Annotated in this window: 9 protein-coding genes; 7 read left to right on the top strand and 2 right to left on the bottom strand. The window is 66.5% G+C overall.

All coding sequences use genetic code 11. From position 1 onward, the window contains the following. The first annotated feature begins 466 nt into the window (after positions 1-466). Positions 467-1,231, top strand: a complete 765-nt coding sequence (locus FZ029_RS12330) for an SDR family oxidoreductase (protein WP_149269507.1) — start codon at positions 467-469, stop codon at positions 1,229-1,231. Between the two features lie 50 nt (positions 1,232-1,281). Here FZ029_RS12330 and FZ029_RS12325 read toward each other — a convergent pair whose 3' ends face one another. Together FZ029_RS12325 and FZ029_RS12320 are read right to left on the bottom strand one after the other, a co-directional pair. Further along, a complete protein-coding gene (locus FZ029_RS12325) occupies positions 1,282-2,874 on the bottom strand; it encodes a Ppx/GppA family phosphatase (protein ID WP_149269506.1) in 1,593 nt (530 codons plus the stop codon). Between the two features lie 23 nt (positions 2,875-2,897). Then, positions 2,898-5,045: an RNA degradosome polyphosphate kinase gene (locus FZ029_RS12320; RefSeq protein ID WP_149196989.1), complete on the bottom strand. Its 2,148-nt coding sequence runs from the start codon at positions 5,043-5,045 to the stop codon at positions 2,898-2,900. A 180-nt stretch (positions 5,046-5,225) separates the two neighbouring features. On the opposite strand from FZ029_RS12320, the gene FZ029_RS12315 reads away from it, so the two are divergent. The 6 genes from FZ029_RS12315 (at position 5,226) to FZ029_RS12290 (ending at position 11,508) form a co-directional block, all read left to right on the top strand. Beyond that, a complete protein-coding gene (locus FZ029_RS12315) occupies positions 5,226-5,744 on the top strand; it encodes a histidine phosphatase family protein (protein ID WP_149269505.1) in 519 nt (172 codons plus the stop codon). An 83-nt stretch (positions 5,745-5,827) separates the two neighbouring features. Further along, entirely contained in the window at positions 5,828-7,435 is a 1,608-nt protein-coding gene (locus FZ029_RS12310; protein ID WP_149269504.1) for a CYTH and CHAD domain-containing protein, read from the top strand. Positions 7,436-7,593: 158 nt separating this feature from the next. After that, entirely contained in the window at positions 7,594-10,461 is a 2,868-nt protein-coding gene (gene uvrA / locus FZ029_RS12305; protein ID WP_149269503.1) for an excinuclease ABC subunit UvrA, read from the top strand. Positions 10,462-10,523: 62 nt separating this feature from the next. Further along, positions 10,524-10,718 (top strand): hypothetical protein, encoded by a 195-nt coding sequence (locus FZ029_RS12300; RefSeq protein WP_149196993.1) that lies wholly within the window; start codon positions 10,524-10,526, stop codon positions 10,716-10,718. Positions 10,719-10,867: 149 nt separating this feature from the next. Continuing rightward, the gene (locus FZ029_RS12295; protein ID WP_149196994.1) at positions 10,868-11,173 is read left to right on the top strand and encodes a nucleotidyltransferase domain-containing protein; all 306 of its coding nucleotides are present in this window, start codon (positions 10,868-10,870) and stop codon (positions 11,171-11,173) included. Beyond that, on the top strand, positions 11,161-11,508 hold the full coding sequence (locus FZ029_RS12290) for a nucleotidyltransferase substrate binding protein (protein ID WP_149269502.1): 348 nt from the start codon (positions 11,161-11,163) through the stop codon (positions 11,506-11,508). Before FZ029_RS12295 ends, FZ029_RS12290 begins: the two co-directional genes overlap by 13 nt. Positions 11,509-11,572 lie beyond the last annotated feature (64 nt).

The following is an 11,572-nucleotide window of genomic DNA, read 5'->3' as shown; positions in this document are numbered from 1 at the left end:
ATTTGAGATTTTCCCGCTTGTCGCGACTGCCGCAAGACAACGCTACCGATTATAAGCAGGGGGCGGACGCGGTGGCGGACTGGCCGCCACCGCCGCCGCTCAGCTGGGAGACAGAGGATGTCTGATATCCTCAAGCTCCTGATCCTGCTGTTGCAGGTGGTCAAGCTTGTGCTTGAGTACCTGAACCGCTGATCGGGCGGGCGCGCTGAGGCTGGTACCCTCAGCGCGCCTTCCCCGAAGATAGTAAGAAACAGACCGCCTAACAACTGTGCTCTGGCGTTATGGCGTTAAAGTATTAGTTGGAAATCCCGCTGGTGAGGGCGGACAAGAAACACATAAGGATAGTTATGGAAATTAAATCCGTGACCGGTTATCCGGACCTTGCGAATTCGAAAGCAAGAACCGGATAGCCGGTACCGGATCGCCTTCGCCACTCTCGGGCCATTCATCGCAAGGGAGAACGGTCGTGAGGCAGCTCGACGGGAAAATTGCAATCGTCACGGGGGCCAGCTCCGGGATCGGGCGTGAGGCGGCGCTGCTGTTTGCCGAACATGGCGCAAAGCTCGTGCTCGTGGCCCGGCGGCGTGGCGAACTGGAACGGCTGGCCGACGAGATCCGGGACAATGGCGGCGATGCCGCCGCCGTTGCCGGCAATGTCGCGGACGCGGAAACTGCACACGAAGCCGTGGAGGTCGCCACGCGGCGGTTCGGCGGCCTGGACGTCGCTTTCAACAATGCCGGAACCACAGGCGCTATGGTGCCGGTTCCGGAAATAACGGTGGAGATGTGGAACGAGGTGATCGACACCAACCTGACCAGCGCCTTCCATGCCGCCAAACGTCAAATCCCGGCCATGCTCGCCCGTGGCGGCGGATCGCTGATCTTCACTTCCACCTTCGTCGGTCACACCGTCGGCTTTCCCGGCATGGCCGCCTATGCGGCGAGCAAGGCCGGACTGATCGGGCTGACACGGGTGATCGCGGCGGAATATGGGCCGCAGGGCATCCGCGCCAACGCGCTATTGCCGGGCGGGACCGACACGCCGATGGGACGCGCCGTGTCGAACACTCCCGAGGCTCTGGCCTTCGTCCAAGGTCTTCATGCGTTGAAACGGCTCGCCACGCCATGCGAAATCGCGCAGTCCGCGCTCTATTTGGCATCGGATATGTCCAGCTTCACCACGGGAACCGCGCTGCTGGTCGACGGCGGCGTGTCGATCACCCGAACTTGACGGGGCAGGGCCGCCCGCCGATCACCAACGGGCGGCCCACCTGCCCTGCCCTATTCCGCCGCCTGAGGCCGCAGGGGCTGGACCACGTCGCTTTTGAGATTCATCGCCCTGGCAAGCGCATCGATGCGGCGCTGGACCGCTTCGCCCGACGGGACGCTGCCGTCGTCGGGCAGGGTCAGCACCACCCGGCCGTCGCCAACCTTCAGGCTGGTACGCTCCAGCAGCGCAGTGGCGCCGCCGGACAACGTATGGGCGAGGCGCAGCGCCAACCCCAGCACCAGCGCCTTCATGCCCTGCCCTTCGGTCACCAGCGTCCGCACCGGTGCGGTCAGCGGCACGTCGATGGTGCCGGAATAGCGGGCATGGACGGCGAGCGCAAGGAACGCCCGTTCGTCATGGTCCAGCGCCGGGAACGGATAACGCAGCACGCGCAGGAAGGCATGCTCCGCCCGGTAATCGGGATGATCGGCCCAGCCAACGTCGCTCAGCAGGCAGGCGGCATGGCGCAGGCGGATGGCGTTGTCGTCCTCCCCGGCGAACAGCCCGGCGGTCCAGGACATCAGCAGGGCCGGATCGCCCATCCGCACGAAGCGCCGCGCCCAATCGGCGGACGAGGCCATCAGCGGATCCGCGCGCTGTCCCTCCGGCGAGAGCAGCGAATAGAGATGCCCCTCGCGCAGGCCATAGGCGGAGAAGACCAGCTTCGACGGCTGGGCGATGCGCAGCAGCCGTTCCAGCACCAGCCCGGCCAAGGGCAGCGTGTCGAGCCGGCGGCGCGACCCAGCCATCTTTTCCAGCGACGAACGGCTCTGCCGGCCGATGAGCCCGGTGAACTCCCGCGCGTCGGCGGCGGGGATGGTGTAGTGGTGGATGATGTGCAGTGGGTGGCCGGACTGCTCCATATGCAGCTTGGCGATGGCGCGCCAGCTCCCACCGACCGGGTAGAAGGGGCGCCCCTTCATCGCCGGCAGCCAGGGCAGCGATTCCAGATGCTGGTCGATCAGCTTGACCGGACCGCCCTTGGTCGATCCCACCTCCATCATCCGCAGCGGGCCGAGCGGCAGCGTGACCTGCTTGCCGATCACGCCGCGGTCGAGCGTCACCAGCTCCAGGCTGCCGCCGCCGAGGTCGCCGACAAGGCCGTCGGCGCCGGGAGTGCCGGACAGCACGCCCATGGCCGACAGCCGCGCCTCCTCCTCGCCGCTGATGACGCGGACGGTCAGGCCGGCACGGCGGCGGATGGCATCGACGAAGGCGGCGCCGTCGCGGGCGTCGCGCACGGCGGCGGTGGCGATCACGTCCAGGCGGCCGACACGCATGCCCTGGGCCAGAGTGGCGAAGCGTTCCAGCGCCACCAGCCCCTGGGCGACGCCATCGGGGTTCAGCACGCCGGACTTCTCGACACCGCGGCCGAGGCCGCACAGCACCTTCTCGTTGAACAGGGCCAGCGGTGACCGGGTCAGCCCGTCATAGACGACCAGACGGATCGAGTTGGAGCCGATGTCGATCACGCCGACGCGCTCGCCGGCATTCTCGCCGGCTTGATTGGGGGCGTGATCAGGGGCGGAAGCCATGCCGAATCCGCCGGCGCCCGCCTGCCCGACGTCGCCCGGGATGGCGGACGCGCGTTTGTCCTTGCTCATACTCTCGCTCCCGTCACCCGCCCTCAGGACACCGCATGCAGCATGAGCCGCGGCGGCGTGCGCTTGCTGCTGAGCGCGCTGCCCCGGCCGGACAGGCTGGGGTTGGTCATGAAGTAATTATGGGCGCTGAACGCGTCCGGGCCAGCCTTGATCCGATGGTACACGCCATCGGGGCCCAGCTTCCAGGTGCTTGCGTCGTCCTTCATGTTGGCGACCATGATCTGGTCGAGCACCTGTTCATGCACCGTCGGATTTTCGATGGGAACCAGCGTTTCGATCCGGCGGTCCAGGTTGCGGGTCATCCAGTCGGCCGAGGAGATGAACACCTTGGCCTGGTTGCTGGGCATGGGATGGCCGTTGCCGAAGCAGATGACGCGGCCATGTTCCAGGAAGCGGCCGACGATGCTGCGCACCCGGATATTCTCCGACAGCCCCTTCACCCCCGGCCGCAGGCAGCAGATGCCGCGGATGATCATGTCGATCTGCACCCCGGCCTGCGACGCCTTGTACAGCTTGTCGATGATGACCGGGTCGACCAGCGAGTTCAGCTTCACCCAGATCGACGCCGGACGGCCGGCGGCGGCATGGGCGATCTCCGCCTCGATCAGGTCGAAGAGGCGCTGGCGTAGCGTGATCGGCGCGATGGCGATCTTCTCCAGCACCTTCGGCGTCGCGTAACCGGTCATGAAGTTGAACATGACGGCGGCGTCGTGGCAAAGCGCCGGGTCGCAGGTGAAGAAGGACAGGTCGGTGTAGACCTTCGCGGTGATCGGGTGGTAGTTGCCGGTGCCGAAATGGACGTAGCTGCGCAACGCCTTCTTCTCGCGCCGCACCACCAGCGACACCTTGGCGTGGGTCTTCAGATCGACGAAGCCGTAGACCACCTGGGCGCCGGCGCGTTCCAGATCGCGCGCCCAGCGGATGTTGGCCTCCTCGTCGAAGCGGGCCTTCAATTCCACCAGCGCGGTCACCGACTTGCCGGCCTCCGCCGCTTCGATCAGCGCGGCGACGATGGGGCTGTCCTTGCTGGTGCGGTAGAGCGTCTGCTTGATCGCCACCACCTGCGGGTCGCGCGCCGCCTGCCGGATGAACTGCACCACCACGTCGAAGGATTCGTACGGGTGGTGGACCACGATGTCCTTGTGGCGGATCGCCGCGAAGCAGTCGCCGCCGAAATCGCGGATGCGTTCCGGGAACCGGGCGTTGAACGGGCGGAAGACCAGATCCGGCCGCTCGTCGACGATCAGCTGCTTGGTGTCGGTCAGGCCGATCAGCCCGTCCAGGATGAAGACGTCGTCCGAGGCGACGTTGAGCTCATGGCGCAGGAAATCGCGCAGGTCGGCCGCCATGCCGCTGTCGGTGGCGAGCCGGATGACGCTGCCGCGGCGGCGGCGCTTCAACGCGCTTTCGAAGGTGCGGACCAGATCCTCCGCCTCTTCCTCGATTTCGATCTCGCTGTCGCGCAGGACACGGAAGACGCCGTGCGCCTTGACCTGGAACGGAGGGAACAGGCGGTCGATGAACTGCATCACCACCTTTTCCAGCTGGAGGAAGCGGATGTCCGAGCCGGGCAGGCGCAGGAACCGCTCCAACTGCGAGGGTAGCGGCACCAGGGCGTCGATGTGCCGGCCCTTGACCGGGTCATGCAGTTGCAGCGCCAGCGAGAATCCGAGATTGGGCAGGAACGGGAAGGGGTGGGCGGGATCGACGGCGATGGGCGTCAGGATCGGGAAGATGTCGTCCAGGAACTTCGCTTCCAGCCAGTCCAGCTCGCCCTCGCTGAGGTCCTTGGGATCGACCACGGAAATCCCGGCCTCCCGCAGTTCGCCCTTCAGCGTGCGCCACATCGTCTGCTGGCTTTCCATCAACGCCGCGATGCGCTGCTTCACCGCGGCCAGCTGCTGGGCGGGCGTCAGATTCTCCGGGCTCGGCGCCTTCACGCCGGCGGCCACCTGCCCTTTCAGGCCGGCGACGCGGACCATGTAGAATTCGTCGAGGTTGCTGGCGGAGATCGACAGGAAGCGCAACCGCTCCAGAAGCGGGTGATGGGGGTTGGCGGCCTCGTCCAGGACGCGCTGGTTGAAGGCCAGCCACGACAGCTCCCGATTGATGAAGCGTTCCGGAGCGTTTGGCTCGATACCGACCGAATCGAGTTCCTGGAGTTGCGTCACGTCGACCTCTGAAATCTTGAAACCCTGAGCGCCGGCGCCTGCCTTTCAGCGGTGCCGACGACGGTTATATGGTGGGCAGACAGAGTATCCCATATGCGTTACGGTTTCAGGACTCCCATTTGGCTATAGGCTGCGACCTCTCCCTCCCCTTTCCCTCCCCTGCCGCGACCGATTGCCGCCATGAAGACGCTGTTCCTGCTGCGCCACGCGAAATCCTCCTGGGACGATCCGTCGCTGGGCGACCACGACCGACCGCTGAACGCCCGCGGCGAGAAGGCCGCCACCCTCGTCGGCGGCCATCTGGCCAGGCATCATGCCCACATCGACCTCGTGCTGTGTTCCACCGCGGTGCGGGCGGTGGAAACGCGCAAACGCGTGATGGCGGCCATCGGCGCGCCATTCCCGCCGGTGGAGCATGAGCGGGGACTGTACCTGTGCGGCGCCCACACGCTGCTGGAACGGCTGCGCGACGCGCCGGACTCGGCGACCGGCCTGTTGTTGATAGCGCACAATCCGGACCTGCACGAGCTGGCCAACGCCCTGACCGGCAGCGGCGACCACGGGCTGCGCCATGCGCTGGCCGACAAGTTTCCGACCGGCGCCTGCGCCGTCCTCGTCTTCGAAACGCTGCATTGGGCCGACCTGGAACTGGGGGCGGGGCGGCTGGCGGATTTTGTGCAGCCGCGTAAACTCTCTTAACCTGCGGCGGCGGTTGGAGTATCCACGGAACCACCTGAGTCATTCCAGGCCGTTCCCGGCCGGATACGGGAGGATGCCGACCCTTGCCACCCGCCATTCCGCCCGTCAGCCCGTCCGCACTCCCCGATGCGCAGACCTCCGCCCCCGCCGCCTTCCGCGAGGTGGAGCTGAAGCTCCATGCCGCATCGGCGGATCTGGCGCGGGTTGCCGCCCTTCCCGCGCTGCAGGCGCTGGCCGATGGTCCGGCCGCGACGCAGCGGCTGCGCACCGCCTATTTCGATACCCCCGACCTGAAGCTGGCCGCGAACGGGGTGGCGTTGCGCGTGCGGCAGGAGGGCGACCGCTTCATCCAGACCTTGAAGACCGTGAACAGCGCCAGCCCCGGCGATTCCGCCGCCGTGGCGGTGCGGCGGGAATGGGAATGGATCGTCGCGGGCGAAGCGGTCGACACCGGCGTGCTGAGCGATCCCGCTGTCGCCGGGTTGGTTCCGGCGGCGGCGCTCGACGTGCTGGATTGCCTGTTCATCACCGATTTCCGCCGCACCACCCTGCTGCTTCGCCCCGATACGCTGACGGCGGTCGAACTGGCTGTGGATGACGGTGCCATCTATGCCGGCGGCAACTCTCTGCCGGTCGGCGAGGTGGAGTTGGAATTGAAGGCCGGCAAGGTCGCCAGCCTGTTCGACCTGGCGCTGGCCCTGCAGGCCGCCATCCCCATGCGCATCGGCACCGAAAGCAAGGCGGAGGCCGGGCTGCGGCTGGTCACCGGCAAGGCGCCGGGGCCGGTGGAGGCCGAGCCGCTCGGCCTGTCGCCGCTGACCACGGTGGCGGAGGCTTACCGGCACATCCTGCGGCAGGCGTTGCGCCAGTTCCTCGCCAACGAATCCTGCGCGCTGGCGGGCGGCGATGTGGAAGGGCTGCACCGCATGCGCGTGGCCTTGCGCTGTCTGCGCATCGCACACCGCTTCTTCGCGCCGCTGGTCGCCTCGCCCGAGGCCGACCGGCTGGTGGAGGAAAGCCGTGCGCTGGCCAAGCGGCTGGGGCCGGCGCGCGGGTGGGACGTGCTGATGTCCGGCATCATCGACCCGCTTCTCGCCGATCCGAAGACGGCGCCGGGCATCGACCGCACGGCGCTGGAGCGGCTGGCCGCACTCGCCCGGACCGCCGGCGCCGGGCCGGCGCGGGAAGCCGTTGCGGCCATCCTGGCGCCGGGCTGCACAACCATGGTTTTGGCGCTCGCCGCGTGGCTGGAGCATGGCCGCTGGATGTCGGAGGCGGACGGCGACCGCCGGACCGCGCTGTCGGCTCCGGTCACGACGGTGGCCGGCGGCTGGCTGTCGGCGCGCATGGCGAAGCTCGGCAAGTCGGCGAAGCCGCCGGAGGATGCCAAGGGACGCGACAAGCTGCGCCGCCGGCTGCGAACGCTGCGCTACACTGCCGACTTCTTCCGCGGGCTCTATCCGGAGGCCGTCACCCTGCCCTTCTTCGCGGCGCTGGAGCCCTTGCAGACGGCGCTGGACGCCGATCAGGACGCCGTCACCGGCGCCCGCATGCTTGGCTCGCTGACCGGGGCGGACCCGAAGACGGTGGGCGCCGTCGCCGCCTGGATCGACCGCCAGTCCGACAAGCGGCGCAAGGCGTTGCCGGATCTGTGGAAGCGCTTTCGCGCGGTGCCGCCCTTCTGGTCATGACCGACCCGCGCCGGGCGCCGGTGGCAATGGCGCGCCCAGCGCATATATCGTCAGCCGGCCGGCCGAAGGGGCACCGCATTCCGGCTGGCCGATTTTGTCATGCGTCGCGGCGCCTTGCCGCTTTCCATCCGGATGGGCTTCGGGTAAAAGAACACTCCATGAACAAGTACATCAGCGTCCGCGGCGCGCGGGAACATAACCTGAAGAACGTCGATGTGGATCTGCCGCGCGACGAGCTGATCGTCATCACCGGCCTGTCGGGGTCGGGCAAGTCGTCGCTTGCCTTCGACACCATCTATGCCGAGGGACAGCGGCGCTATGTGGAGAGCCTGTCGGCCTACGCGCGCCAGTTCCTGGAGCTGATGCAGAAGCCGGACGTCGATTCGATCGAGGGGCTGTCGCCCGCCATCTCCATCGAACAGAAGACGACCTCGAAGAATCCGCGCTCCACAGTCGGCACGGTGACGGAGATCTACGACTACATGCGCCTCTTGTGGGCGCGTGTCGGCATCCCCTATTCGCCGGCCACCGGCCTGCCCATCGAAAGCCAGACGGTCAGCCAGATGGTCGACCGGATCATGGCGATGCCGGAGGGCACGCGCCTGCTGCTGCTGGCGCCCTTCGTGCGCGGCCGCAAGGGCGAGTACAAGAAGGAAATCCAGGACCTGCGCAAGCGCGGCTTCCAGCGCGTGCGGGTCGACGGCACCATGTACGAGATCGACGAGGTGCCGGCGCTCAACAAGAAGCTGAAGCACGACATCGAGGTGGTGGTCGACCGCATCGTGGTGCGCGAGGGGCTGGGCAACCGTCTGGCCGATTCGCTGGAGACCGCGCTGGGGTTGGCCGACGGCATCGTCTGGATCGAGAATGCCGAGACCAACGAGCTGACCGTCTTTTCGCAGAAATTCGCCTGCCCGGTCAGCGGCTTCACGATTCCGGAGATCGAGCCGCGGCTGTTCTCCTTCAACAACCCGTTCGGCGCCTGCCCGGCCTGCGACGGGTTGGGCAGCAAGATCTATTTCGACCCGATGCTGGTGGTGCCGGACGAGCGGCTGACGCTGGCCAAGGGCGCAATCGCGCCGTGGGCCGGATCGACCTCGAAATACTACGACCAGACGCTGGAGAGCATCTGCGAGCATTTCGGCGCGTCGATGACCACGCCCTGGCAGGATCTGCCGGAAAAGGTCCGCCAGACCATCCTGTTCGGCTCGGGCGGGTCGGCGATCACCATGACCTATGACGACGGGCTGCGGCGCTACCAGACCAACAAGGCGTTCGAGGGCATCGTCAACAATCTGGAGCGGCGCTACCGCGAAACGGACAGCGCCTGGACGCGCGACGAGCTGTCGAAATACCAGTCCTCCCAGCCCTGCGAGGTCTGCAAGGGCGCGCGGCTGAAGCCGGAGGCGCTGGCGGTCAAGATCCGTGGCCGCAACATCTCGGAGGCGGCGGAACTGTCCATCGCCGGTGCCGGTGAGTGGTTCAGCGAGTTGAACGAGCATCTGCGCCCGAAGGACCGCGAGATCGCCTATCGCATCCTCAAGGAGATCAACGAGCGGCTGGGATTCCTCAACGCCGTCGGGCTTGAGTATCTGACGCTCAGCCGCGGGTCCGGCACCCTGTCGGGCGGCGAGAGCCAGCGTATCCGCTTGGCCTCGCAGATCGGTTCCGGCCTGACCGGCGTGCTCTATGTGCTGGACGAGCCGTCCATCGGACTTCACCAGCGCGACAATGACCGTCTGCTGGAGACGCTGAAGCGTCTGCGCGATATCGGCAACACGGTTATCGTCGTCGAGCATGACGAGGACGCGATCCGCAGCGCCGACTATCTGGTCGACATGGGTCCCGGTGCCGGCCAGCATGGCGGAACCGTCATCGCCCAGGGCCGGCCGGAGGAGGTTCAGAAGAACCCCGACAGCATCACCGCCCAGTACCTGAACGGCACCCGCTTCGTCCCGGTGCCCGACACCCGCCGGCCAGGCCATCCCGGCCAGTTCCTGGAGGTTCAAGGCGCCCGCGCCAACAATCTGCAGAACGTCTCGACCAAAATCCCGCTCGGCACCTTCACCTGTGTGACCGGCGTGTCGGGTGGCGGCAAGTCGACGCTGATCATCGAGACGCTGTACAAGGCGGTCGCACGCAAGCTGATGGGCGCCCGCGAACATCCGGCGGACCATGACGCGGTGCTGGGGCTGGAGCATCTGGACAAGGTCATCGACATCGACCAGTCGCCGATCGGCCGCACCCCGCGCTCGAACCCCGCGACCTACACCGGCGCCTTCACGCCGATCCGCGACTGGTTCGCCGGCCTGCCGGAATCGAAGGCGCGCGGCTACGGCCCCGGCCGATTCTCCTTCAACGTCAAGGGCGGGCGTTGCGAGGCCTGCCAGGGCGACGGTGTCATCAAGATCGAGATGCACTTCCTGCCCGACGTCTACGTCACCTGCGACGTCTGTCACGGCAAGCGCTACAACCGCGAGACGCTGGAAGTCACCTACCGCGACAAGACCATCGCCGACGTGCTGGACATGACGGTCGAGGAAGGCAAGGAGTTCTTCAAGGCGGTGCCCGGCATCCGGGACAAGATGGACACGCTGGAACGCGTCGGCCTCGGCTACATCCACATCGGGCAGGCGGCGACGACCTTGTCGGGCGGCGAGGCGCAGCGCGTCAAGCTGTCGAAGGAACTGAGCCGCCGCGCCACCGGCCGCACGCTGTACATCCTGGACGAACCGACCACCGGCCTGCATTTCGCCGACGTCGAAAAGCTGATGGAGGTGCTGCATGCGCTGGTCGACCAGGGCAACACGGTGCTGGTGATCGAGCACAATCTGGAGGTCATCAAGACCGCCGACTGGATCATCGATCTGGGACCGGAGGGCGGCACCGGCGGCGGCGAGATCGTCGCCGAAGGCACGCCGGAGGATGTCGCGACGGTGGAGCGCAGCTATACCGGACGCTATCTCGCCCCCTACCTTAAAGAGAAGCCGGCGGTGCGGAAATCGGCAACCCGAAAGAGGGCGTGAACAAACGCAAGCTGCGCCGCGTTCTCCCCTGCAGAGCTAGCACTGCATGGGAGATGAGGAGCATGAAGACGATTCTGACCGGTGTGGGCACCGCCTTGGGGGCCGCGCTGCTGCTGGCCGCATGCGGCTCCGACGGATCCACCACCAGCACGACGACCACCACGACCACCACCCCCGGCTATGGTTCGACCACCGTGACCCCGGCCCCGTCCGGCGCCACCACCATCGAACGCAGCACGACTACCAAGAGCGAGTGAGCCTCCGCCGAGGTTGACGTTTTTGGATCGATGTACTTCCCAGTATGATGTTCTGACTGACTCCTGATCGACTTGCAGCCGGCCTTCCTTGCGGGGGCCGGCCTTTTCCTGCGACCGCATCCCGGCCCGAATTGTGTTAAACTGCAGCAATGATGAACCCGGTACGCCTGCGCGCCCTCGACACTGTGAAGCGCATCGTCTTTGAGCGATTGGCAGGGCACCCTGCCCGCGTCTACCTGTTCGGCTCCTGCGCCCGCGGGGATGTCGGTCATTGGAGCGACATCGACGTGGCCATCGACCCGTTAGAGCCGCTACCGCCCGGTCTGATCGGGGAGATCAACGAAGAGTTGGAAGAGAGCACTGTTCCATACTTCGTCGATGTGGTGGATCTCCGGACAGCTCGGCGGGAGTTCCGGCAAGAGGTGGAACGGGAAGGGATTGAATGGACAAGGTAAGCCGGAAGCTCGACATCGCGCGCCAAGCACTGGCGCGGCTTCAGGAAGTCCTCGCCCGCCCCGTGGATGATGTCGTTCGTGACTCTGCGATCCTACGCTTCACCCTGGCAACGGAGACGGTGTGGAGAGCGGCAAGGTCGGTAATCGCCGACCAGATGGGGGCCGAACGCCTAAACTCGGCAAGCCCGAAAGCCATGGTCCGTGAAAGCCAGATCGCCGGATTCTTGACCGAGGATCAGACGGAACTCGCCCTCGCGATGATGAATGACCGGAACCTGACGGTTCACACCTACGACGAAGAAAAGGCTGAGGAACTGTTTTCCGGTATTATGTAGCACCTGCCACCGCCTGATCCTGCCGCATCTCGGCCCTACCCGCTACCCTGTTGCGCTGAAACCG

The organism is Azospirillum sp. Sh1 (genome assembly GCF_008365135.1).
Taxonomy (GTDB): domain Bacteria; phylum Pseudomonadota; class Alphaproteobacteria; order Azospirillales; family Azospirillaceae; genus Azospirillum; species Azospirillum oryzae.
The sequence above is the reverse complement of the archived record's forward strand: the minus strand, read 5'-3'. Positions and strand labels throughout refer to the sequence as shown.

What these genes read in the sequence shown, in the direction of transcription:
- FZ029_RS12290 (WP_149269502.1), top strand. Translation starts at nt 11,161, where the DNA reads ATGGACAAGGTAAGCCGGAAGCTCGACATCGCGCGCCAAGCACTGGCG.
- uvrA (WP_149269503.1), top strand. Translation starts at nt 7,594, where the DNA reads ATGAACAAGTACATCAGCGTCCGCGGCGCGCGGGAACATAACCTGAAG.
- FZ029_RS12295 (WP_149196994.1), top strand. Translation starts at nt 10,868, where the DNA reads ATGATGAACCCGGTACGCCTGCGCGCCCTCGACACTGTGAAGCGCATC.
- FZ029_RS12300 (WP_149196993.1), top strand. Translation starts at nt 10,524, where the DNA reads ATGAAGACGATTCTGACCGGTGTGGGCACCGCCTTGGGGGCCGCGCTG.
- FZ029_RS12315 (WP_149269505.1), top strand. Translation starts at nt 5,226, where the DNA reads ATGAAGACGCTGTTCCTGCTGCGCCACGCGAAATCCTCCTGGGACGAT.
- FZ029_RS12325 (WP_149269506.1), bottom strand. Translation starts at nt 2,874, where the DNA reads ATGAGCAAGGACAAACGCGCGTCCGCCATCCCGGGCGACGTCGGGCAG.